Source organism: Paramagnetospirillum sp. (assembly GCF_058402745.1).
Genome location: NZ_JBZVFI010000009.1, coordinates 36,705 through 60,115 on the forward strand (window position 1 = coordinate 36,705; position 23,411 = coordinate 60,115).

Annotated in this window: 23 protein-coding genes; 6 read left to right on the forward strand and 17 right to left on the reverse strand. The window is 66.6% G+C overall.

Annotated elements, in window-relative coordinates; genetic code table 11:
- Window positions 1-100: 100 nt before the first annotated feature.
- The 14 genes from ACV4UZ_RS07070 to dsrA form a co-directional block, all read right to left on the reverse strand.
- Window positions 101-2,182, reverse strand: a complete 2,082-nt coding sequence (locus tag ACV4UZ_RS07070; protein WP_491600193.1) for a protein-disulfide reductase DsbD family protein — start codon at window positions 2,180-2,182, stop codon at window positions 101-103.
- Window positions 2,183-2,356: 174 nt separating this feature from the next.
- A complete protein-coding gene (locus ACV4UZ_RS07075; protein WP_491600194.1) occupies window positions 2,357-3,553 on the reverse strand; it encodes a hypothetical protein in 1,197 nt (398 codons plus the stop codon).
- A gap of 208 nt (window positions 3,554-3,761) precedes the next feature.
- On the reverse strand, window positions 3,762-4,976 hold the full coding sequence (nrfD, locus tag ACV4UZ_RS07080; RefSeq protein ID WP_491600195.1) for an NrfD/PsrC family molybdoenzyme membrane anchor subunit: 1,215 nt from the start codon (window positions 4,974-4,976) through the stop codon (window positions 3,762-3,764).
- Between the two features lie 3 nt (window positions 4,977-4,979).
- Window positions 4,980-5,681, reverse strand: a complete 702-nt coding sequence (gene dsrO, locus ACV4UZ_RS07085; protein WP_491600196.1) for a sulfate reduction electron transfer complex DsrMKJOP subunit DsrO — start codon at window positions 5,679-5,681, stop codon at window positions 4,980-4,982.
- A complete protein-coding gene (locus tag ACV4UZ_RS07090; protein ID WP_491600197.1) occupies window positions 5,678-6,052 on the reverse strand; it encodes a cytochrome c3 family protein in 375 nt (124 codons plus the stop codon). The genes dsrO and ACV4UZ_RS07090 overlap by 4 nt, the downstream gene beginning before the upstream one ends.
- A 2-nt stretch (window positions 6,053-6,054) precedes the next feature.
- Entirely contained in the window at window positions 6,055-8,004 is a 1,950-nt protein-coding gene (locus ACV4UZ_RS07095) for an NAD(P)-binding protein (protein WP_491600198.1), read from the reverse strand.
- Window positions 8,005-8,157: 153 nt separating this feature from the next.
- Complete coding sequence (dsrK, locus tag ACV4UZ_RS07100; RefSeq protein WP_491600199.1) at window positions 8,158-9,660, reverse strand: sulfate reduction electron transfer complex DsrMKJOP subunit DsrK; 1,503 nt, start codon at window positions 9,658-9,660, stop codon at window positions 8,158-8,160.
- Window positions 9,660-10,382 (reverse strand): respiratory nitrate reductase subunit gamma, encoded by a 723-nt coding sequence (locus tag ACV4UZ_RS07105; protein WP_491600200.1) that lies wholly within the window; start codon window positions 10,380-10,382, stop codon window positions 9,660-9,662. Before ACV4UZ_RS07105 ends, dsrK begins: the two co-directional genes overlap by 1 nt.
- Window positions 10,383-10,474: 92 nt before the next feature.
- Window positions 10,475-10,807, reverse strand: a complete 333-nt coding sequence (locus ACV4UZ_RS07110; protein ID WP_491600201.1) for a TusE/DsrC/DsvC family sulfur relay protein — start codon at window positions 10,805-10,807, stop codon at window positions 10,475-10,477.
- A 117-nt stretch (window positions 10,808-10,924) separates the two neighbouring features.
- On the reverse strand, window positions 10,925-11,233 hold the full coding sequence (tusB, locus tag ACV4UZ_RS07115; RefSeq protein WP_491600202.1) for a sulfurtransferase complex subunit TusB: 309 nt from the start codon (window positions 11,231-11,233) through the stop codon (window positions 10,925-10,927).
- 11 nt (window positions 11,234-11,244) lie between these two features.
- Window positions 11,245-11,625, reverse strand: coding sequence for a sulfurtransferase complex subunit TusC (tusC, locus tag ACV4UZ_RS07120; protein ID WP_491600203.1), 381 nt, complete (start codon window positions 11,623-11,625; stop codon window positions 11,245-11,247).
- A gap of 4 nt (window positions 11,626-11,629) precedes the next feature.
- Window positions 11,630-11,989 (reverse strand): sulfurtransferase complex subunit TusD, encoded by a 360-nt coding sequence (gene tusD / locus ACV4UZ_RS07125; protein ID WP_491600204.1) that lies wholly within the window; start codon window positions 11,987-11,989, stop codon window positions 11,630-11,632.
- Between the two features lie 11 nt (window positions 11,990-12,000).
- On the reverse strand, window positions 12,001-13,071 hold the full coding sequence (gene dsrB, locus ACV4UZ_RS07130) for a dissimilatory-type sulfite reductase subunit beta (RefSeq protein ID WP_491600205.1): 1,071 nt from the start codon (window positions 13,069-13,071) through the stop codon (window positions 12,001-12,003).
- A gap of 11 nt (window positions 13,072-13,082) precedes the next feature.
- On the reverse strand, window positions 13,083-14,333 hold the full coding sequence (gene dsrA / locus ACV4UZ_RS07135; RefSeq protein WP_491600206.1) for a dissimilatory-type sulfite reductase subunit alpha: 1,251 nt from the start codon (window positions 14,331-14,333) through the stop codon (window positions 13,083-13,085).
- A 239-nt stretch (window positions 14,334-14,572) separates the two neighbouring features.
- Between dsrA and ACV4UZ_RS07140 the strand changes: the two genes are divergently transcribed.
- Together ACV4UZ_RS07140 and ACV4UZ_RS07145 are read left to right on the forward strand one after the other, a co-directional pair.
- On the forward strand, window positions 14,573-15,439 hold the full coding sequence (locus ACV4UZ_RS07140; protein WP_491600207.1) for a TauD/TfdA family dioxygenase: 867 nt from the start codon (window positions 14,573-14,575) through the stop codon (window positions 15,437-15,439).
- Complete coding sequence (locus ACV4UZ_RS07145) at window positions 15,436-15,663, forward strand: DUF6967 family protein (protein ID WP_491600208.1); 228 nt, start codon at window positions 15,436-15,438, stop codon at window positions 15,661-15,663. Before ACV4UZ_RS07140 ends, ACV4UZ_RS07145 begins: the two co-directional genes overlap by 4 nt.
- A gap of 67 nt (window positions 15,664-15,730) precedes the next feature.
- Here the strand turns inward: ACV4UZ_RS07145 and ACV4UZ_RS07150 are convergent, their stop codons facing one another.
- From ACV4UZ_RS07150 to ACV4UZ_RS07160, 3 genes are all read right to left on the reverse strand, one after another.
- Window positions 15,731-17,269 (reverse strand): cytochrome D1 domain-containing protein, encoded by a 1,539-nt coding sequence (locus tag ACV4UZ_RS07150; RefSeq protein ID WP_491600209.1) that lies wholly within the window; start codon window positions 17,267-17,269, stop codon window positions 15,731-15,733.
- Window positions 17,270-17,521: 252 nt separating this feature from the next.
- Window positions 17,522-18,361: a Crp/Fnr family transcriptional regulator gene (locus ACV4UZ_RS07155; protein WP_491600210.1), complete on the reverse strand. Its 840-nt coding sequence runs from the start codon at window positions 18,359-18,361 to the stop codon at window positions 17,522-17,524.
- On the reverse strand, window positions 18,333-19,013 hold the full coding sequence (locus ACV4UZ_RS07160) for a Crp/Fnr family transcriptional regulator (protein ID WP_491600211.1): 681 nt from the start codon (window positions 19,011-19,013) through the stop codon (window positions 18,333-18,335). The genes ACV4UZ_RS07155 and ACV4UZ_RS07160 overlap by 29 nt, the downstream gene beginning before the upstream one ends.
- Before the next feature lie 452 nt (window positions 19,014-19,465).
- Between ACV4UZ_RS07160 and ACV4UZ_RS07165 the strand changes: the two genes are divergently transcribed.
- From ACV4UZ_RS07165 to cobA, 4 genes are all read left to right on the forward strand, one after another.
- Complete coding sequence (locus ACV4UZ_RS07165; RefSeq protein WP_491600212.1) at window positions 19,466-21,118, forward strand: NapC/NirT family cytochrome c; 1,653 nt, start codon at window positions 19,466-19,468, stop codon at window positions 21,116-21,118.
- A gap of 74 nt (window positions 21,119-21,192) precedes the next feature.
- Window positions 21,193-22,203, forward strand: a complete 1,011-nt coding sequence (locus ACV4UZ_RS07170; RefSeq protein WP_491600213.1) for an ethylbenzene dehydrogenase-related protein — start codon at window positions 21,193-21,195, stop codon at window positions 22,201-22,203.
- Window positions 22,204-22,222: 19 nt separating this feature from the next.
- The gene (locus ACV4UZ_RS07175; RefSeq protein WP_491600214.1) at window positions 22,223-22,546 is read left to right on the forward strand and encodes a cupredoxin domain-containing protein; all 324 of its coding nucleotides are present in this window, start codon (window positions 22,223-22,225) and stop codon (window positions 22,544-22,546) included.
- Between the two features lie 23 nt (window positions 22,547-22,569).
- Complete coding sequence (gene cobA, locus ACV4UZ_RS07180) at window positions 22,570-23,343, forward strand: uroporphyrinogen-III C-methyltransferase (RefSeq protein WP_491600215.1); 774 nt, start codon at window positions 22,570-22,572, stop codon at window positions 23,341-23,343.
- Window positions 23,344-23,411: the final 68 nt, after the last annotated feature.

The following is a 23,411-nucleotide window of genomic DNA, read 5'->3' on the forward strand; positions in this document are numbered from 1 at the left end:
ATTCCGAAGACCGGCCGGGAAGCGGGCGGATCATACAGGCCGGACTTGGAAAGTTTCAACGGTTTAAGGAGTGTGGACTTTCCGGCGACGGGCCGAAGGATCAGCGCGCCTTGTCCAGAGCCGCCAGCACCTCGGCCTCACTCAGCAGTTCGGGCAGGGCGATGCCGTCGGGGGCGCTGGGGCCATAGACGGCGTTGAAGGGAATGCCGTAGCGCCCGAACGAGGCCAGATAGCGGGAAATGCTCTCGTCGGGCCGGGTCCAGTCGGCGCGCAGCGCCACCACGCCGGGTGACGACAGGCGCCGGGCCACCTCGCCCCGCTCGATCACCGCCGCCTTGTTGACCTTGCAGGTGATGCACCAGTCGGCGGTGACGTCCACGAACACCACCTTGCCGTCCGACACCAGCCGCGCCACGGTCTGGGAATCGAAGCGGCCCCAGGGCACCGGGCCACCGGCTTCAGCGGTGGTTTCCCCATTGGCCGAGCCGTGGAAGGGGGCGGCCAGGGCAAGACCGGCCAGGGCCACCACGCAAGCGGTCACCGCCGGCCGCGCCGCCGCCGGCAAGCGGTGCCGCAGGCCCAGAACGGCGACGGCCGCCGCCATGGCGCCGCCGGTGACCAGGGCGGCCAGCATCCCGGCCTGCACCATCAGCACGGTCAGCAGCCACAATCCGGTGCCGGCCAGGGCGAGGCCCAGCACCTTGCGCACCGTGACCATCCAGCGTCCGGGCTTGGGCAGCTTCAGGGCGGCATCGGGCCAGACCGCCACCGCCAGATAGGGGGCGGCCATGCCGATTCCCAAGGCGGTGAAGATCAGCACGATCTCGCCGGGGCCCCGCGCCAGGGCGAAGCCGATGGCGGTGCCCAGGAAGGGGGCGGAGCACGGAGTGGCCAGCAGGGTGGCGAAGGCCCCCGACAGGAAGTGGCCGAGAACGGTATGATGGGCACCGCCGCCGCCCCGGCTGAACAGGAAGGCGGGCATGGGAATCTCGAACATTCCCCAAAGATTGGCGGCGAACAGGGCGAGCAGCACCACCATCAGGGCCAGGAAGCCCGGCTGCTGGAACTGGATGCCCCAGCCCACCGCCGCGCCGGCCTGTTTCAGGCCGATGGCCAGGGCGGCCAGCGCCAGGAACGAGACGACGATGCCCGCCCCCGAGGCGACGAAGCTGGCCCGCACGTGGGAGCGCTCGCCGCCGCCATGGCCGAGCACGCCCAGCACCTTGATGGACAGCACCGGCAGCACGCAGGGCATCAGGTTGAGGATCAATCCGCCCAGCAGCGCCACCAGCAGCATGCCGGCCAGTCCGGGCGCCTCGCCCGCCGCCGCCATGGGTGCCGCCGTGCCGGGGACGGGGGTCATGGCGGTCTCGAAGGAGCGCAGCCCGTCGGTGACGGTGACGCTCATGGGCGCGCCGGCCAGGGGCTTTCGCAGCGAACCGGCGGGGACCGGAATTTCGAACACCGCCCGGCGGCGGTCGGGTGACAGAGTAACACGGGGCTGGCCGAAGGCGGCGACCTCCTCGGCCTCGACGAAGGCGTCGGGATCGGTGAACGGCTCGATCGACGACACGGAAAGGCGCAGCGCCGACTCTCCCAGGGTCTCGGCGGCATCGAGGGACAGGCCGTGGCGGCGTCCGTCGCCCGGCACCAGGGCGGTGAAGCGGCCGATGTCGTGGGCGAAGGCGGAGGGCCCGGCCGGGCCGGGCGACAGGTCCAGGGCAAGCTCGACATTCTGCGGCACGCAGATCTGGGCGCAGGCGAGGAAATCCACCGCCAGGCGGGCCGCCACCGGGCGGGTGGCATCGGGCGCACGGGCGTCCAGCGGCAGGATCACCTCGCCGGAATAGCCGTAATTCTGCAGCCCGGCCAGCACGAAGCGATGGGGGGCCGGCCAGCGCGGCTGGGGATTTTCCAGATTGGCCGAGCCGGTCCAGTCCAGCTTGGGCGGGTAGCCGGCGTCGCCCGGCGTGCGCCAATAGATCTTCCAGCCGGGCTCCAGCTTGAACTGCAGGCCGAGGTGCAGGCGGGAGGACTCGCCCATTCCCGTGGTGGCCGAAATCAGGCGGACCTTGCCGGATTCGCCGGCCGCCCACTCGGATGCGTCCGGCTCCTGCGCCCATGCCGCCGGTCCCGCCACGGCCAGCAGAACCGCCATCAGCACCGTCCGCAACCAGATCATCCGCACCATCGCCGCATTCCTTGGATTTTCCGTGCGGGGAACAACAGCACCCTCGCCCCGCCGGTGTCAATGACGGCGCGCGCCGTCTTCCCGGCTTCGCCCGATGCGGGTCGGATGTTACGGAATGGCGGAAGGAAATCCCTCCGCCCCGAGGCGGAGGGATGGCTGGAAAATCTACCGCGCCCCGGCCGAGGACAGGGGCTTGGCCCGGCGCGAGGCACGCTCCAGATCGGCATTGCCCTTGGGTGCCGGCTTCTTGAGGGATGGCGGAATGGGCGGCGGGGCGGCGGCCATGGCGGGCACGGCGGCGTTGCTGGGCACCCCGGTCACCGCCTGCGGCGCGGGGCGGATCGGCGCGCTGGCCGGCATGCCGCTGTCCAGGTCGATGGCATAGGCCAGCGCCGCCAGGGTGGCCGACTTCATGCCGGGCATGGAACGCGGCCAGGGGCGCTGGGTCTCCAGGTGCTTGGCCAGCTTCTGCACCGCCCACAGGGCGCAATGGGGGCCGAAGGCCTGGCGGAAACCCTTGGTGTCCAGCTTGGTGTAGGCGGTGAACAGGAACACCGTCACCGGCTTCAGCGCGTATTCCATGGCGGGGAAGATCATGTCCACCGCCTTGTTCTCCATGACGGCGATCTGCGACACCGCCTTGCGCAGCGCCACGTCGTCCAGGTCGGGGAAGACGGCCTCCAGGCCCTGCTTGGTGAAGGCCTCCATCAGGGCGTTGGAATCGATGCTGCCGTCCACGGCGCGCAGGCGCCGCGCGTCCTCCAGCAGCAGCGGCAGGCGCCCGTCGGGCCCCAGCCCCTCGGCCGCCAGGATGTCGATCTGCGAGGAGTCCCGCAGCTTGAGAATGCGCGATCCCAGGACGCGGACGGTGCTGGGATGCAGGGTCGAATAGCTGGGAATCAGCTGGGCCTGCCACTCGTAGCGCAGATTCTCGCGAAACACGTCGTAGAGCTTGTCGCCGGGACCTTTCGGGGCGACGTAGGGGGCGCGATGGATGGGCTTCTTGATGCCCAGCTTGATGGCGGTCTTGTGCAGCAGGCTGGGCGCCTCGACGATCACGGGCGGCGCCTCGGGGGCCGGCATGGCCTCGCGGAAATAGCGCTTGGCCGAGGCCCGCACCACCAGGGCCACCACGTGGTCCAGGGTGCGGCCGCACCACAATTCCTCGTCGCCCTCGGTGGCGGGGCGCTTGTCCTTGCGCAGCACCACCTTGCGGAACAGGTCCGGCTGATTGCGGAACACCTGGAAGCATTCATGCAGCAAACCGGGTGTGTTCAGGACGTGGTCATAGACCTCGTGCGGCGGAACCGTGGAAAGTTGTGCGATGTTGACGCGAAGGATGTCGGCGACCTGGGTCCGCAATGTATTGCGGACCGCTTCCAGCCCATCATCCGTCCGTGGCTCCGGCCCTGGCCCTTTACGGGCTTTGATGCTTGCGCTCACACTCTCCCCCCCGGGAAGTGATGACTATGTGCCCATAACCCTACATCCAGAATGGTCATGGATTGGCGCAAACATCAACAAATTGTTAATAAATCCATACTTCAGTCTGTATCCCGCCATATGTGTCTTAGTTGTGACAGTGACACGAATCGGTTGCGGACCCCAGCTGGCCGGGCAACAGGCGCAACGCCGTCATGCCGACGGTGGCGATGGCCAGCGCGATGGCCACGCCGCCCAGGCCCAGCATCACTTCCCAGGCGCTGGGGGCATAGGCGTGGACATGGCCGTCGGCGAAGGTGGACGACGTCTCCATGCCGGGGAACAGGTCCAGCGGCCAGGCCTGTCCGCCGATGACGATCACCCAGACCTGGGCGAGGCCCCCCAGCACCACCAGGATGGAGGCCATCATGGCCCGCTTGCGCGCCGCATGGCCGCAGCCACCATAGGCGATGACCAGCGGCAGGATGCCGCCCATCCCCACCTGGCCCACCCAGAACAGGGTGGTGTGGATTCCGCCGTTCCACAGGATGAAGGCTTCCACCGCGCCGCGCCCGGCGAAATACAGTTGGGTGACGTGATGAAGCGCGGTGAAATAGAGGTTGGCGGCGACGAACAGGCCCAGCAGCCGCACCAGCCGGGCGGGCAGCTCGTCGCCCATGGGCCGCCGCGTCATCCTGAAGGCGACATTGAGCACGATGATGAACACCGCCAGCCCATAGGCGAAGGACATGGCAATGAACAAGGGCGCCATCACCGCCGCGCCGTAGGCCTCGCGCGCCGCCAGGAAGCCGAAGATGCAGCCCGTGCCGGTGGTGAGGATCAGCCGCCAGCCGAAGGCGACCAGGGCGGCCGGCTTGTAGAAGCGCCTGGCCCGCCAGTCCATCATGGTCCACAGATAGACGCCCACCACCGCCATGAAGCCGGAATAGAGGATGACGTTCCAGGCGAAGATGGACTTGAAGTTGAAGTGAGTCATGGCGATCCCCAGCCGGTCCGGCCTGCCCAGGTCGAGGACCAGCACGGCGAGGCCACCGGCCAGCAGCGCCACCGCCAGCAGGGCCGACAGACGGCCCAGGGGCTGGTACTCCGCCCGCCCGAACACCGAGCCCATGGAGGCGACGTTGAGCGCGCCGGAAGCCGCGACGATCAGGAACACGGCGAAGACGTGGGGCAGGCCCCACACCACCTGATTGGTCATGCCGGTGACCCAGTGGCCCTGGTGCTCCATGTGCCAGACGGCGCCCAGCGCCACGGCGACCACCGCGCCAAGGCCCGCCATCAGGGCCAGCCAGCCCCGCGTATAGGGGCGCACCTGGGTATACGTGGTGGTGCCGGTGCTCATGGCTCAGATCCCCTGGTAGCGGATGGCGGGCTCCAGCCCCAGATCGGCGCGGATGCGGGTGGTGGCCTCGCGCGCCACCCGTTGCGTGATCTCGGACTTGGGGTCGTTCAGATCGCCGAACAGCATGGCGCCCTTGGCCCTGGAGACGCAGGCCTCGACGCAGGCGGGAAGGCGGCCCTCGTCGATGCGGTGGACGCAGAGCGTGCAGCCCTCCACCGTGCCCTTGCCGCGCGGCAGATGGGGTTGCTGCCCCGTCTGATCCTCGTGGGCGAAGGAGCGGGCCTTGTAGGGACAGGCCATCATGCAATAGCGGCAGCCGATGCAGATGTGGCGGTCCACCAGCACGATGCCGTCGGCCCGCTTCATGGAGGCGCCGGTGGGGCAGACGTCGACGCAAGGAGGCTTGGCGCAGTGCTGGCACATCACCGGCACCGAATGGGTGGCCCCGGTGGCGGGATCGCGCACATTGACCTTGCGGATGTACTGGGCGTCGGTCAGCGGCCGGTCGCGGCCGGCAAGCCCCATCTCGCCCTTGCAGGCTTCGACGCAGACGGTGCATTCGGCGCCGCATTTATGGGTGTCGATCAGCAGACCCCAGCGCTGGCGCGCCGAAGCCGGTTCGCCTGGAGCGCGGGCCTGGGCGGGGGCGGCGACCAGCACCGCGCCCGAGGCGAGAATCACCTGACGGCGGGAGAGATCGGTCATCGCGACGCCTCCCTGACCGGGGTTTTGGGCGTGGTGGCGTGGCATTCGAAGCAATCGGGCTTCGCCGCCACATAGGCATGGCACGACTGGCAGAACTGGCCGGGATCGTTGACCGGCACCATTTTGCCCGCCGAATCGGTGGCGGCGTGGCATTCGACGCAGGCCCTGAGCGACGCCTTGGCCCCCCGGATGCCGAGACGCAGCGTGTCGTCGCGCTGGTGCTTCAGCATGTCCGGGTGGTCGCGCCGCATCACCTCGTTGGGGGCGATGCAGGAATCGCCCTTGGCCTTGGGCCAGTGGGGCAGGTCGGCGGCCGTGGCCGCCGCCGCGCTCACCATCAACAGCACTCCCAGCAGCAGCCGAGCCAGCATCCCTATTCCCCCAGCCCCATCTGGATGTAGCCGGTGGGGCAGACGTCCTTGCAGATGTGGCAGCCGATGCACTTGGCGTAATCGGTTTCCACATAGCGCCCGGTGGTGCGTTCGGACTTCTTGACGCGGCTGACGGCGGTCTGCGGGCAGAACACCACGCAATTGTCGCATTCGAAGCACAGGCCGCAGGACATGCAGCGCTTGGCCTCGTCCACCACCTCGGCATCGGAGAGCGTCAGCAGGCGCTCGTCGAAATTGCCGATCACCTTGTCGGCGTCGATGTGCACCTCGTGGCGGTGATGGCGCGCCGTGCGGGTGAAGTGCCCCAGGAACAGGTCGTCGTGGGGGATGATCTCGGCCGCCGCCCGGTTCTCGAAATTGTGCACGGCGAACTTGGCGTCGCAGGTGCCGCGCACCGGGCCGGGCTGGTAGGGAGCCGGATCCAGGTTGCTTTCGTGCAGCTTGGCCAGCAGGTCGAAATGGTGGACGTCCACCTTGGGCCGCTTTGCCACGTCGCCCTTGTCCAGGAATTCGCCGATGCCGGCCGAGGCCACCCGGCCATGGCCGATGGCGGTGGTCAAGAGGTGCGGCCTGACCACGTCGCCGCCCACGAAGTGCTTGGGCTTGCCCGGCACGCGATAGGCCTTGTCGGCGTTGATGAAGCCCTTGCCGTTGTCCATCTCGGGCAGGTCGGCCAGATCGCCCGCCTGGCCGATGGCGGCGACCACCAGATCGGCGTCCAGGGTGAATTCCGTCCCTTCGATGGGCTTGGGCGTCATGCCCTCCATGGTGCACTGGCAGAGCTTGAGGCCTACCGCGCGGCCGTCGGCGCCCTTGATCACCTCCAGCGGCATGATGCCGCCCCGGATGTCGACGCCCTCGCGCCTGGCGTCGTCGATCTCGCGCTGGGCGGCGAACATCTTCTCCACCGGGAACAGCGAGGTCAGCGTGACGTTGGCGCCTTCGCGCCGCGCCGTGGCCGCCACGTCGTGGGCCACGTGGCCCAGGATGACGTTGTCGGCGCGGTCCTGCTCGGACACCGTCTCGATATGGCCCAGGCGGCGGGCCACCGAGGCCACGTCGATGGAGGTGTCGCCACCGCCGACGACGATGATGCGACCCGGAACGTGCTGCAGGCGGCCTTCGTTGAAGGCCTTGAGGAAGGCCACGCCCGACACGCAGTTGACGGTGTCCTTCCAGCCGGGAATGGGCAGGCCGCGCCCCGCATGGGTGCCGATGCCCCAGAAGATGGCGTCGAACTTGTCTTCCAGTTCCGACACGGTGATGTCGGTGCCGATGCGGCACTTGGCGCGCACCGTGATGCCCATGTCGAGGATACGGTTGATCTCGGCGTCCAGCACCTCGCGGGGCGTGCGGTAGCCGGGGATGCCGTAGCGGACATAGCCGCCCAGCTCGGCCTTTTCCTCGAACACGGTGACGGCGTGGCCCGCCCGCCGCAGGTGATAGGCCGCCGACAGACCGGCCGGGCCGCCGCCCACCACGGCGACATGCTTGCCGGTCTCATGCTCCGGCTTGGGGAAGGCCAGCTTGTTGGCGATGGCCCAGTCGCCGATGTAATGCTCCACCGAATTGATGCCGACGTGTTCCTCGACCATGTTGCGGTTGCAACCCTGTTCGCACGGCGCCGGACAGACGCGGCCCATGATGGCGGGGAAGGGGTTGGCCTCGGTCATGCGGCGGAAGGCGTATTCCTGCCATTCCATGCCCGCCGGGGGCTTTTCCACGCCGCGCACGATGTCCAGCCAGCCACGGATGTCGTGGCCCGAGGGGCACGAGCCCGAGCAGGGCGGCGTGCGCAGCACGTAGGTCGGGCATTTGTGCGACCAGCCGGCCTTGAAGATCTCCTCCTGCCAGTGCTTGGGCTTGAAATCGCCATCCTTGTAGCGGCGGTAGTTCCGCCCCTCGGTGGTGGTCTCGGCGTTGGCGGCCATGGTGGCTCTCCCTCTCGTTGTTCTGTCCTTCTTGACCGTTTCCCCCGTCACCCCCGGACTTGATCCGGCGGGCCATGGATGCCCGGGTCAAGCCCGGGCATGACGATGAACAGGGGGCGGGTTCTTCTGCTCGGACAGTCCTTTTCGTTGTTGTCAGTCGTTGTCGCCGAGCACGATGGCGTTGCTCACCAGCTGGTGAACGCTGACCACCATCTCGCGGTCGAAGTCGTAATAGGGCAGGATCTTGGTGAACTGGGCCTTGCAGATGGCGCACATGGCGGCCATGTGGGTGACGCCTTCCTTGTCCACCACGTCCTTCAGCGCCTCCATGCGAGGGGATGCGCCCTTGACGCGCAGCTCGATCAGCTCGTCGGTCAAGAGGCCGCCGCCGCCGCCGCAACAGAAGGTCTTGTCGCAGATGGTGTCGGGATGCATGTCCACCAGCTTGGGCACCGCCGCCTTGATCACCTCGCGCGGGATGGTGAACTGGCCGCCCGGCCGGTCGCCCATGCGGGCGCCACGCGCCACGTTGCAGGAATCGTGGACGGTCAGCACCATGCCGTCATTGCCCGACTTGTCGAGCTTGATGCCTTGCCTCGCGATCAGGTCGGAGGTGAATTCCAGGATGTGCTGGGGCACGGGATAGCGGGGGTCGAGGAAGTCCCAGGGACCGGCCAGGGTGTTGAGGAACGAGTAGGCGACGCGCCAGGCATGGCCGCACTCGCCGAAGATGATGCGCTTGACGCCCAACTCCCGCGCCGCCTCGCGGATGCGCATGGAGATTTTGCGCATCTGCTCGTAATTGCCGATGAACATGCCGAAATTGCCGGCTTCCGACGCCTTGGTGGACAGCGTCCACGACACGCCGGCGGCATGGAACACCTTGGCATAGCCGATCAGGCCCAGCACGTGCGGCTCGGCGAAGAAATCGGCCGAGGGGGTGACCAGCAGAACCTCGGCCCCCGCCTCGTCGATGGGCAGCCTGACCGGCACGCCGGTCTCGTCCAGGATGTCCTCTTCCAGCCCTTCCAGCGTGTCGATCAGGGCGGGGGCGGGCAGGCCGAGATTGTTGCCGATCCTGTGGACCTTGCCGATGATCTCGTTGCAGTACTTCTGGCCCTGGCCGATGGAATCCATGATGTCGCGCGCCGCCATGGAGATTTCGGCGGTGTCGATGCCGTAGGGGCAGAACACCGAGCAGCGGCGGCACTGGGAGCACTGGTGGAAGTAGCTGTACCACTCGTCCAGCACCTCCCTGGTCATGTCGCGCGCTCCCACCAGACCGGGGGCGAATTTTCCCGCCGGGGTGAAATAGCGGCGATAGACGCTGCGGAACAGGTCGGCACGGGCCACCGGCATGTTCTTGGGATCACCGGTGCCCAGGAAATAGTGGCACTTGTCGGTGCAGGCGCCGCATTTGACGCAGATGTCCATGAACACCTGGAGCGAGCGGTACTTGGACAGCAGCGAGCCCATGTGGTCGACGGCGCGCTTTTCCCAGCCCTCGGTCAGCTCGCCGGGAAAGCCCAGCGGCTGCTGGTGCGCCTCGGCGGCCACATAGGGCTTGGAGGCGGCCATGGCGTCGGCCTTGATCGCCGGAACCGGATGCTCGGCGGGGTCGCCCAGGACGGGGATGTCGAAGGGGGCGGCGGCCATCACTTTTCCTCCAGCCGGGCCGCCCAGGGCGCCAGATGGCGCACTTCGCGCGGATTGTCGGTCTGGTTGCGCGTCGGGCTGAAGAACAGGCCCGGCGCATGCAGCAGCTTGGAGAACGGGAAGACGATCATCAGCACGCAGACCAGCAGGAGGTGGAGGCCCAGCAGCGGATCATTGGGAAGGGGGCGCAGCTCGAACCCCATCAGGCCGGTGAAGAAGGCCTTCACCGCCACGATGTCGGTGTGGACCACGCATTTCATCAGCATGCCGGTCACCCCGATGCCCAGCAGCAGGACCAGCATCAGGATGTCCGAGGGCCGGGTGACGTAGCGCACCCGCTCCGACACGAACCGTCGGGCCAGCAGCAGGCCAAGGCCCGCCACCATGGCCAGCCCGGCCGGCTGGGCCAGGGGCTGGACCAGTTGGGTCAGAAATCCGACTTCCGCCTGGAAATAGCGGAAGTGGCGGATCAGCACCACGGCGAGCCCTAAGTGGAAGACAAGAGCGAACAGCCACAGCGGCTTGTTGGCGCGATAGAGGCTTTCGAACAGCACCGCCTCGCGCCCCAGGCGGAACGCCACGCCGCCCTTGGTGAGCGGGGCCGGCGTGGTGGGAATCTTCAAGGGCGCCGGCGTGCGGGCGTACTGGGCGATCTTCATGGCCAGCCCGGCCACCAGGACCAGGGTCGAGACGCTGAAGAGAATGGCGAAAAAGATCGTCACGACGGCACCCTTCCTCGTCACCCCCGGACTTGATCCGGGGGTCCATGGATGGCCGGGTCAAGCCCGGCCATGACGATAGTGAACAGTGTCAGCTACACGCAGCCGGTGGGCTTGGGCAGGCCGGCGATCTTGCACGCCTGCTTGCCGGGGCCGTAGGGGAACAGCTCGTAGAGGTATTTGTTGTTGCCCTTGTCGGGCCCCATCTTCTTGGCGATGGCCTTGGTCAGCACGCGCACGGCCGGGGCGATCTGATACTCGGCGTAGTACTCGCGCAGGAAGTTGACCACTTCCCAGTGCTCGGGCGTCATGTTGATGCCTTCGTCCTTGGCGATCTGGCCGGCCAAATCCTCGTTCCACTGGTTGATGTCGGTGAGGTAGCCCTCTTCATCGGCCTCGATGGTGGCGCCGTTGCTGGTATAAGCCATGTGTTCCTCTCCTTGGTCTTTTTCTCAGAATTCCCCTCCGCTTCCGTCACCCCCGGACTTGATCCGGGGGTCCAGGGATGGCCGGGTCAAGCCCGGCCATGACGGGGGCGGGTAAGGTTACAGCCAGGCGTTGGTCGCCCTGGTTCCGGCCGCCAGATCGACGAATCCGGCGTAATCCACGACGATGATGTCTTTTACCACCTTCGCCGGGTCCAGTCCCCTGGCCGCCAGATCGGGGCCCAGCACATGCAGCTTCATGGTCTTGGCGGCATCGGCCATCTTGCCCTCGAAGGCGGTGCCGGACAAAGCGGCGATGACCGCGTCCTCCATCAGCAGGATGGCATCGCCCGGCTGGGCGTGGCCCAGGCAGGATTCGAGGCAGGACCGCTCGAAGGGGGATTTGTTGACGGTGTGAAGTGTTGCCATTTTCGTTCCCCTCAAGCGGTCAGAACCACGTCCATCTCGGCCATCAGCCTGCCCATCTCGGCGCGGCTGAGAACCTCGACGGGGACCAGCAGATCGTCCTCGGTCAGGCCGCGTTCGGCCAGGCTTTCCGCCTCCACGTACAGCTTCTCGATGTCGTAGCCTTCCAGCGCCCGGTAGGTGGGCGAGAAGTTCTTGACCCCGATGCCGGCGGGGGTCTGGCCCTTCTTGATCTGCAGCACGCCGTCGTCCAGGAAGGCCAGATGCACATCCTGGTCGAAGGCCGCCGAGATCAGCACCATTTCCAGCACCTCCAGGGCGTAGACGGTGCCGTGGGGGGCCTTGCGGTTGACGAACATGAACTTCTTGACGATGCCGCTTTCCATATCGTCCATGGCTTTAATCCCCGAAAGTCACGAGACGGTCGGCATGGATGCCGGCCTCGATCAGCTGGCCCAGGCCCGAGATGCGGAAGCCCGGGGCCAGATTGGCCTCGGTGATGCCGCGCCGCAGACCGGCGGCGACGCAGACCACCAGATCGACCTTGTGATCCTCGGCCAGTTTCTGCCAGTTCCTGGTCACGTTGCGGTCGTCGCTGGGCGGCTGGCCCAGGCTGGTCGCGTTGTTGACGCCGTCGTAATAGAAGAACACGCGGAAGATCTCGTGGCCCTTGTCCAAGGCCGCCTTGCAGAACTGGAAGGCGCTGTCGGCGGCCTGGTGGTTGTAGGGGCCTTCGTTGACCAGAACGGCGAACTTCATTGTTCGTCCTCCTAGAAGTGCAGGTGCGCGGAGGCGTTGAGATTGGCCCGGCCGCCGCGCCAGTTGTCCACATGGTACTTGGTGAACGGCAGTTCCGTCAGTTCGAAGAAGCGCGGCCAGCCGATGCGCTCGATCCACTCGCCCATGCGCTCCCAGGCGCGGGCATCGGCCTTGTAGACGGCGAGGATCTTCTTCACCACCTCGGCCACTTCCGGCCAGCGCGGCGCGTTGTTGGGCAGGCCCGCCGCCACCAGCTTGTGGAACATGGGCTTGGAGCGGGTCGACGAGTGCTTGCCGCCCACCCAGATGGCGATCTTGGAATGGATGGGATCGTTGATCTGCATGGGCGGGCAGGGCGGATAGCAGGCGCCGCAGCACACGCACTTCTTCTCGTCCACTTCCAGCGAGGGCTTGCCGTCCACCAGGGCCGGGCGGATGGCCGCGACGGGGCAGCGGGCGATCACCGCCGGACGCTCGCAGACGCCCGCCACCAGCGCGTGGTTGATCACCGGCGGCTTGGTGTGCTGGACGTTGATGGCGATGTCGCCCTGGCCGCCGCAATTGATCTGGCAGCAGCTGGTGGTGATCTTGACGCGGTTGGGCATCTCCTCGGACTTGAACTCGTCCACCAGCTCGTCCATCAGCGCCTTGACCACGCCCGACGCGTCGGTGCCGGGGATGTCGCAGTGCAGCCAGCCCTGGGTGTGGCTGATGAAGCCCACCGAATTGCCGGTGCCGCCCACGGGGAAGCCCTCGTCCTCCAGGCGCTGGATCAGGGCCGGAACCTTGGACTCGTCGGTGGTCATGAACTCCACCGAGGAGCGCACGGTGAAGCGGATGTGACCGTCGCAGAAGGCATCGGCGATGTCGCACAGCCGGCGGATGGTGAACACGTCCATCTGGCGCTGGGTGCCGGCCTTGACGGTGAACACCGCCTCGCCGCTTTCCGCCACGTGGCGCAGCACGCCGGGGCGCGGGCGGTCGTGGTGGGTCCACTTGCCGTAATTGCGCACCAAAGCGGGGTGCATGAATTGCTTGGAATCCGGCACGCCGCTTTCAACGGGACGACGAAGTTGGCTCATGGTCGTTGCTCCTACTCGGCGGCCGAATTTTTACGCTCGGCCCACTTGCGGGCCTCCTCGTCCCATCCGTCGGTGCGGACGTAGGAATTGGTGCGCGGCTGGTTGATCATGTTGACGTCGAGCGGCAGGCCCAGGGCCTCGAGATAGTTGACCAGCCCGATACGCTCGATCATCTCGCCGGTGCGCTCGTGCTCCAGCGCGTTGTCGGCGAAGAAGTCCAGCATGTCGTGGGCGAGCTGAACCAGCTTCTCGTAATCCTCCTCGGTCTCCAGCTTCATGAAGGGAACCACCACGGTGCCCATCAGGTCGCCGATCTTCAGCGTGCGCTTGCCGCCCACCAGGATGCAGATGCCTCTGTCCTTGCCGGGTTTCAGCGCCTTGGTGCAGACGTTGATGCAGTGCATGCAGCGCACGCAGGACTTGTTGTCCACGTCCAGCGTGTCGTCGTCGTTGAGCCCCAGCGCCTGGGTCGGGCACATGCGGATCACCTGGTTGATGAATTCCTTGCGGCCCAGTTGCTTGACCTTGGCCTTCACCTCCTCCTGGTCGACCTGCATGTCGTCCTTCCAGGTGCCCAAGATGGCCACGTCGGCCCGCTGGGTGGCGTTGGCGCAGTCGTTGGCGCAGCCCGAGAACTTGAACTTCAGCTTGTAGGGCAGCGAGGGGCGGTGAATGTCGTCGGTGAAGTCGTTGATGATGGCGCGGTGGGCGGCCAGGGTGTCGTAGCAGGCCTGCTCGCAGCGCGCCGGGCCGACGCAGGAGGCGGCGGTGCGCACGCCGGCGCCGGCGCCGCCCATGTCGAAGCCCATCTCGTTGATCTTGTCCCAGGCGGCCTGGACCTGTTCGGTGCGGCAGCCCTGGAACATGATGTCGCCCGATTGGCCGTGCAGCGCGATCAGGCCCGAGCCGTGCTCCTCCCAGATGTCGCACATCTGGCGCAGCGTCTTGGTGTCGTAGAAGAAGCCCGGGGCCGGCATGATGCGCAGCGTGTGGAATTCCGAGCTTTCCGGGTACTGGTCGGCCACCTCGGAAAAGCGCGGGATGACGCCGGCGCCATAGCCGAACACGCCGACCGTGCCGCCCTTCCAATAGCCCTTGCGGGTCTGGTAGCTGTGCTCCAGCTGGCCCAAGAGGCTCTTCATGATGCCGGAATGGGCCTTGCCCTCCACCTCGGCCAGGCGCTTCAGGCCCGTCACGAAGCTGGGCCACGGACCGCTTTCCAACTGGTCCAGCATGGGGGTGGGCGGCATCTTCTTGGTCATTACGTCTCGCTCCCTCGCATTCGTCACGAAGCGCTCGCACGCGCGCCTTTCGCCGGGCGCGGCAATACGCTGGATGAATATCCGATCCGTTGGGAAGCCTTGCTCCCGGACCTCTCCTGATTCGTCCGGCCGTTCTATGCGGCTCGTTACATTCGAGGATGATAATATTTAGGGAGGCACCGATCCAAGTGGATTCTTTAGCGAATTCGCATGAAAATGGCGGAGGAGGAAAAATTTCAATGATTCCAGGATGTTTTCGCCTCGACGACGATGACTCCTACGCCCGTTGGCGGGATGGCCGGCTCGCCGGGGCGCCCGCCGGGACCGCCGATCTGGTGGTGGAGGTTGGCGACATCGCCGCACTGACCCCTGGGGAAAGGGGGGCGCTGCGCCAGCGTCTGGAGCGGGCGAACATGGCGGTCTACGCCGAGGGGCCGAAGCCGGGCCGCGATGACAAGGTGGCGCTGAAGGCCCTGGCCGCCCGACTGGGCCTCGCCTCGCTGGATGCCAACGCCCTGGCCGACGACGACGGCATCACGCCGCTTTCGGTCCACCGCGAGGGCACGCGGGCGCGCTACATCCCCTATACCGAGCGCCCCATCACCTGGCACACCGACGGCTACTACAATCCGCCGGAGCGCACCGTGCGCGCTTTGCTGCTCCATTGCGCCGGAAGGGCGGCCGAGGGCGGCGCCAACCGGCTGATGGACCACGAGATGCTCTATATCCTGCTCAGGGACGAGGACCCGGAGCTGATCCGGGTGCTGATGCGGCCCGACGCGCTGACCATTCCCGGCAACGAGGAGGAGGGGTTGACCCGGCCCGAGACGGTGGGGCCGGTGTTCTCGTTCAACGCCGACGGCACCTTGCACATGCGCTACACGGCGCGCATCCGTAACGCCATCTGGTCGGAGGAAGCCGCCCCGGCGGCGGCCGTGATCAGACGCCTGCTGGAGGGGCCGTCGCCCCACATCTTCGAACACGTGCTGGAGCCCGGTCAGGGGCTGGTCTCCAACAACCCGCTGCACACCCGCGAACCGTTCCGCGATGATCCCGCATCGCCCCGCCTGCTCTACCGGGCACGCTATCACGAGAGGATTTCATGACCACCGACGATCCCCAGTTCGCCAAGGAAGAGGTCACTCCCATCGCCACCCTGGCGGCGCCGTGGAGCCGCGAGATCAGTTTTTCCGCCGTGGAGCATGAAAGCGGCCTGCGGATCTTGCGCATGCGCATCAAGGAGGGCCGAGCCCGCTTCACCATCGTCGATCTGGACGAGAAGACCGTGGGCGAGATGATGAGGGTGATGGGGGAATGGGCGGGAAGATAGTGGGGCGGGCAAAAAAATCCCCGGGGACCTTGCGATCCCCGGGGTGTGTAGGGTGGAGTAAAGTGTCTTAGTAGATATCGTGCTGCGTGTTGTACACGTTGAACTTGCCGGTGGGCGTGATCAGCTTGGGATCCTTGATCACGGCCTTCAGCTTACGAGTCTTGTCGTCGAGGATGACGATGGCCGACGGGTCGGTCTTGCCGGCCCAGATCGAGAACCACACTTCATCGCCCTTCTCGTTGTACTCGGCGTGCACCGCGCGCTTCACCGCCTTGGTCTCCGGCAGGTCAGCCATCTTGGCGATGTTGATCACTTCCGGGCCCTTGTCGAGGTTCTTGATGTCGTACACGGTCACCGACTCGGCGGCGGCCGCTTCCGGCATCAGCGGGGCGTCAGCCCACAGATTGTTCGACTTGGGGTGGGTCTTGACGAACAGCGAACCAGCACCGTGGTTCTTCAGCTCGGCGACGACCTTCCAGGCATTGGCCTTGTTCTTGGCCGGATCCGTGCCGATCAGGGTGATCACGTCGGCACCGAGGTGCGAAGTGGCCCACACCGGACCGAACTTGGGATGGTTGAAGTTGGCGCCGCGGCCCGGATGGGGCTTGGACTTGGTGTCAACCAGGGCGGCCAGCTTGCCGTCCTTGGTATCGACGACGGCCACCTTGTTGGAGGCGTTGGCGGCGACCAGGAAGTAGCGCTTGGACGCGTCCCAACCACCGTCGTGGAGGAACTTGGCCGACTCGATGGTGGTCTCCTTCAGGTTCTTGATGTCGGAGTAATCCACCAGCTTGATCAGGCCGGTTTCCTTCAGGTTGATGACCCACTCGGGCTTGATCATCGAGGAGACGATCGAGGCCACGCGCGGCTCGGGGTGATACTCGCCGTCCACGGTCACGCCGCGGGTCGAGACGATCTTGAGCGGCTTCAGGTCGGCGCCGTCCATGATCACGTACTGCGGCGGCCAGTAGGAGCCGGCCACGGCGTACTTGTCCTCGAAGCCCTTGAACTTGGAGGTGTCCACCGAGCGGGCGTCCATGCCGATCTTGATGGTGGCCACCACGGCGGGGGTCTCCATCCACAGATCGATCATGTCCAGCTTGCCGTCGCGGCCGATGACGTAGACATAGCGGCCCGAAGCGGACAGGCGCGAGATGTGCACGGCATAGCCGGTCTTGATGATCGTCCAGATCTTCTTGGTGTCGCCGTCGATGAGGGCGACCTCACCCGAGTCACGCAGGGTGACCGAGAAGACGTTCTTCAGGTTGATCTTGTTCATCTGCTTCTTCGGACGGTCTTCCGGCTTCACCGCGACCTTCCACGAAGCAGTCATTTCCTTGATGCCCCATTCCGGCGGAACGTCGGGGGTCATCTGGATGTAGGTGGCCATGTTCTTGATTTCATCCTTGGTCAGGATGTCATCGAAGTTCACCATGCCACCATCGGTGCCATTGGCCAGAATCTTCTCGAGACGGGCCTGGCCAAGCTTGGCGGTATTGGCCGGCTCGAGGTTCTTACCAGTGGCACCCTTGCGCAGCACGCCATGGCAGCCGGCGCAACGCTCGAAATAAATCTTCGCGCTGGCTTCCTTGGCTTCCTTGCTCAAAGTCGGCGCTTCCTGGGCGAACGCAGCACCTCCCATCGCGAACGGCAGCGCCGTCAGCAACAATGCGTTCCGAACTCCCTTCCACATACGGCAACCCTCCCTTACGTCAAACAACACCGTGGCCGGAAAGCCCCCCACGGGGCGGCGGCCAAAGCACTAAGGTCCGCGAACAATGGGCTCCTCGAGGCGATTGGGATGTGACTATCGTCAAATTCCGTCGAGGAAAGTATTGATACGGCCCTCGGTACATTCTCAGGAACGACCGCCGGCGGCCTCGAAGCAGGCGCGGCGCAACAGATCCACGTCGTCTATCCGGACGGCATTGCCGGAAGTATGGACTCCCAGCACGCGCAGCCGGCCCAGCACCCGGGACAGGCTTTCGCGGCGGATTCCCACCCGGCTGGCCAGGACTTCCTTGTTGAAGGGCAGCAGCACCTCGACCCGTCCCTCGGTGGCCGGGGTCTGGGCCAGCAGGAACTCCGCCACGCGCTGCCAGGGGGTCAGGCCCTTGAGGTCGGCGATCTCGCTGGCCAGGCGGCGGTTCCACTTGGCCAGGGCGGCCAGCATGCGGTAGGCCAGGGCGTGGTCCGAATGAAGGGTGTAGAGGAAGGCGCGGCGCCCGACCCGGATCAGGGTGGCGTCCTCGATCACCTCGGCATGCAGGGGGAAGCGGCCGGTGGACAGCATGGCGGCCTCGGCGAACGAGGTGCCGGGGCCGAAGATCTCGACGATGCTTTCCCGCCCGTCCTGGGCCAGGGCGAACAGCTTCACCGCGCCGTCCAGCACGATGTAGAAGCAGTCGGCCTCGTCGCCGGCGCCGAACAGCAAGGTGCTGCGCCGGCGCGAAATGGTGGCGGAATCGGCCAGCAGGCGATTGAGCACGTCGGGCAGGATGCCGTCGAACAGCGGCAGCGCCGCCACCACGTCCTGGGCGCTGCGCGAGCCCTTGAAGACCCGCTGCGGCGTGGAAAGCGTGCGGTCGCAATCGGCGGTCGGCCCTTCGCAGGACGGCCGGCAGGGGCACGACGCGGGGCCGCCCGGAGCCTTCGGGTCGGTGGATCCGCTAGGCGGTGAACGCAGCGCAGTCGCCATAGGTCCTCAGCTTCGCCACATCGGCGATCTCTACCTTGTCGGTGCGGCTGGCCACCACACCCTTGTCGCGGAGCTTGGCAAAGGCCCGCGACAGGGTCGCGGGGTCCATGCCCAGGTGATCGGCCAGATGCCGCTTTTCATAAGGCAGCCGCACCACCGCCCGGCCGGAGGCCTCGCCGGCCAGGGCCAGCAGGTAGCTGGCCAGGCGCTCGGCGGTGGACTGCATCTTCAGCTCGGTGATCTCGCGCACCTGCTCGCGCAGGTGGCCGGCCATGGCCGAGATCATGGCGATGGCCACGTCGAAATGGGTCTCCAGATAGGCCATCAGCGTGCCGGCCGGCATGGCCAGCAGGGTGACCGGGCCGACCGCCCGCGCGGTGGTGGTGTAGGGGGTGCCGGTCAGCACCGCCTCCTCGCCCGCCGTGTCGCCGGCCGCCAGCCGCAATTGCGGCGTCGTGGGGCAGGGGTCGAGCAGAACCTCGCCCGCCAGCACCAGGAACAGGAAATCGGCGGGGGTACCCTCGGCGAACACCACCTCGCCGTCGTCCAGCGTCAGCGTGTCGCGGCCGTCCAGCAAGGATGCGACGTCTCCGGCCGGAACCGCCGAGAACAGCAGGCTTCGCCTCAACGCGCACAGGGTGTCGGAGTTCATCGTCCCTCCCGCCGCCGGGGGGATTCGACGATGCCGCCCCCGAACTTTCATTATCATCTCTCTAAATAGAGCCCGGCGACTTGATCTTGGTTAAGGGGGGACTCGGCGGGGCGGGGCAAGGCGATGGCTCGCCAATGCATGCTTCAACTAATTCTAATATTTCGGAGCCCAAGCAAATCCAAGGTAAATTGATCAAGATCACGTCGATTGCCGCGAGCGATGATTACAGTCCGTCACATTCCGGGGTCCGCGCGTGTCTTCCGGAGGGCGCCCACGCGAGCGGGCAGTGAGGATTAGGCGCGGGCCTGACCGGAGGTGTGTCGGGGGCGCCGGGGCCTTGAGAACCTGCCCGGTGTTCCGATCAATCATTGTCCAAGGTCAAGTCGGGAACCGGCCCCCCGTGGTATCGGTTCGGCTCGAGGGTGGACAACTAGGGTACGCTGGGGAGCGCAATGGCTACTGAATCCTTGCTCGGAAAACTGCTGAGGATGAAAATCCTGGGGGCGTCGCTGTTCGGCGCCGGGGTGATCTTCGTCGGCGGCATCATGTTCTGGGGCGCCTTCAACACGGCGATGGAAGCCACCAACACGCTTGGCTTCTGCATCAATTGCCATGAGATGAAGGACAACGTCTATCAGGAGTACGTCAAGACGGTCCACTACACCAACCGTTCCGGTGTGCGGGCGTCCTGCTCCGACTGTCACGTGCCCAAGGACTGGGTCCACAAGTTCATCCGCAAGATCGAGGCCAGCGGCGAGGTCTTCCATTGGCTGATGGGGACCGTCAACACCCCCGAGAAATTCGACGCCAAGCGCTATCAGCTGGCCAAGCGCGTCTGGGCCACCATGAAGAGCACGGATTCGCGGGAATGCCGCAACTGCCATGCCTTCGACCAGATGAACCCGGCCGTCCAGAAGCAGCGCGCCAAGAAGCAGCACGAGAACGCCCAGGCCGAGGGCGGCACCTGCATCGACTGCCACAAGGGCATCGCTCACAAGCCGGTTCACCACCTGCTGGAGCAGGAAGAGGAGCAGAAGGCCGCCGAGGAGGCCAAGAAGAAGGCCGAGGCCGAGGCCAGGAAGGCCGCGTCCGCCAAGCCCGCCGCCGCGACCGCTTCGGCTCCGGCCGCCGCGACCGCTGCGGCTCCCGCCGCCGCCGGCGGCGCCCTGCCCCCCGTCACCGGCAAGGCCGTGGACTGGAGCAAGGTGGCCGAGACCAAGACCGTGCTGTTCTATCCCGGCCAGACCGCCATGGAATGGGTGCTGACCGGCACCGACCACGGTGGCACCCGCGCCTTCAAGAAGGGTGACCGCTGCTTCGAGTGCCACAGCAACGAGACCGCCGACATGGGCGCCAAGATGGTGTCCGGCTCCAAGGCGGAAAAGACCCCCATTCCGGGCAAGCGCGCCGCCATTCCGCTGTCCGTCAAGGCGGCCTATGACGCCGACAACCTCTACATGCGGCTCGAGTTCCCGGGCGGCCCGCACAATCCGGTGCCCTTCGCCCAGGGCGGCAAGCAGGATCCGGAGAACGAGATCAAGGTCGCCATGATGATCGACAACGGCAAGGTCGACATGGGCGCCCGCTCGGGCTGCTGGACGTCGTGCCATGCCGACGCCCGCGACATGCCCCAGGCCCCCGCCGCCCCCGGCGCGGTCCCCGGCATCGACACCAAGGCCGGCTACGTCACCAAGTACGTGCCTGAAAGCCGCACCCAGTTCGACACCACCGCGCGCAACAACTGGGACAAGGTCAAGCCTCAGGCCGATCTCGACGCCCTGCTGGCCGGCGGCACCTTCCTCGACCTGACCCGCTGGAAGTCCTCGGGCGCGTCCGAGCAGGGCTACGTCCTGGCCGAGCGCGTGCTGAAGCCGGGCAACGACGTGGCCTATAGCGGCAAGAAGGAAGGCGACAAGTGGGTGGTGACCATGGTCCGCCGCCTGAAGGCGACCCAGCCGGGCCAGGTCAACCTGACCGCCGGCCAGTCGTACAGCGTCGGCTTCGCCATCCATGACGACTTCACCAACGGCCGTTTCCATCACGTGTCCGTCGATCTGAAGCTTGGCCTGGACGCCGAGGGGGAGATCAAGGCGGTCAAGATGTAGTCTGACCGATGAAACCGGATGCGGGCGTGGGGACGTCCGCATCCGGCAAATCTTATCCTGGGAGGGAAATGCAGATGGGTAAGTTCGCGTTTCATGCCGCCGCCGCGGCTTTTGCCGTCTCGACCCTGGCGGCCGGTGCCGTCCACGCCGCCCCCAAGGCGGTCAACTGGGACGGCGTTCCCGTTTCCGAGACCATGCTGTTCTATCCCGGCCAGACCTCCATGGAATGGATTCTGACCGGCTCGGACCATGGCGGCGTGCGCGCCTTCAAGAAGGGTGACCGCTGCTTCGAGTGCCATTCCCAGGAAGCCCAGGACATGGGCACCAAGATGGTGACCGGCGCCAAGGCCGAGAAGACCCCCATCGCGGGCAAGCGCCCCGCCTTCCCGCTGAAGGTCAAGGCGGCCTATGATGCCGAGAACCTGTATCTGCGCCTGGAATTCCCGGCCGGCCCCCATGCCGACGTGCCCTTCGCCAAGGGCGGCAAGCTCGATCCCGACAACGAGATCAAGGTCGCCCTGATGATCGACGGCGGCAAGGTGGACATGGCGGCCCGCTCGGGCTGCTGGACCAGCTGTCACTCCGACGCCCGCGACATGCCCACCGCGCCGGCCGCCGCCGCGCTGGGCGCCGCCAAGGGCATCGACACCAAGGCGGGCTACGTCACCAAGTACGTGCCGGAAAGCCGCACCCAGTTCGACACCACCAAGCGCGACAACTGGGACAAGGTGAAGCCCCAGGCCGACCTGGACGCCCTGCTGAAGGGCGGCTCGTTCCTGGAACTGCTGCGCTGGAAGTCGTCGGGCGCCGCCGAGCAGGGCTACGTCCTGGCCGAGCGGGTGCTCAAGCCCGCCACCGACTTCGCCGCCACCGGCAAGAAGGAAGGCGCCAACTGGGTGGTGACCATGAGCCGCAAGCTCAAGAACGGCCAGCCCGGTTCCGTGCCGCTCGAGCCGGGCAAGAGCTACGCCGTCGGCTTCGCCATCCACGACGACTTCGCCAACGGCCGCTTCCACCACGTCTCGCTGGACCTGATGCTCGGCCTCGGCGCCGAGGGCGAGATCAAGGCGGTGAAGCTGCCGTAACGGGAAAGGGGAGGCTGCCATGGGCCGCATCCTGTCCATCGCCGTGATCGTCCTGGCCGCCGCCGTACTTCCGGCGGCGGCGGGCGAGACCGTCCGGGTGGGTATGGACAAGAATCTGTTCATGCCCCAGGTGCTGCGGGTCAAGCCGGGCACCACGGTTGAATGGGTCAACGACGAGAAGCGCACCAGTCACAGCGTGTTCTTCGAGGCCGAGGGGCTGGCGGAATCCGACCGCCTGTTCCCGGGGGAAAGCTGGAAGCGGACCTTCGACAAGGCGGGTACCTATCCGTACCGCTGCGGACCGCATCCGGAAATGGTCGGAACCATCGAGGTGGCGCCGTGAGCAACAGGGGGAATGGGGGCGACATGGCCAATGATGCGAGGCCGCTGGTCCATCTGGTTGGCGCGGGGCCGGGCGATCCCGACCTGCTGACGGTCAAGGCGCTGCGCCTGATCCAGTCGGCGGACGTGGTGGTCTACGACCGTCTGGTGGGCGACGGCATTCTCGATCTCATTCCGGCCGGCACCACCCGCATCTGCGTCGGCAAGGAGAAGGGCCGCCATCTGCTGCCCCAGGACCAGATCAACGACCTGCTGGTCAGTCTGGCCCGTCCCGGCCGCCGGGTGGTCCGTCTCAAGGGCGGCGACCCCTACGTCTTCGGGCGCGGCGGCGAGGAGGCCATGTATCTGGCCGGCTACGGCATCGCCTCCGAGGTGGTGCCGGGCATCACCGCCGCCGCCGGCTGCGCCGCCGCCACCGGCATTCCGCTGACCCACCGCGAGGTGGCGCGCAGCGTCCGTCTGGTCACCGGCCATCTGCGCGACGACCAGAGTCTGGATCTGGACTGGGATCGCCTGGCCGATCCCTCCTGCACCCTGGTGGTCTACATGGGGGTGGGCACCACCGGCCTGATCTCGCGGGGCCTGATCGGCGCCGGACTCGACCCCGCCACCCCGGTGGCGGTGGTGGAGAAGGGCACCACGGCGGCCCAGCGGGTGCTGCGCGGCATCCTGGCCGAACTGGAGGCCGACGTGGCCCGCTGGCGGGTGGAGCCGCCCTCCCTGCTGATCATCGGTCGTGTGGTGGCGCTGGCCGCCGAGCAGGACATGGCCGAATGGGCCGGCGCCGCCGAGGCGTGAGATTGGTGACGTTCCAAACTCTTGCTCAACGTCAAGCCATCGCCGCTCAGGGAATGATATTCCTCGGT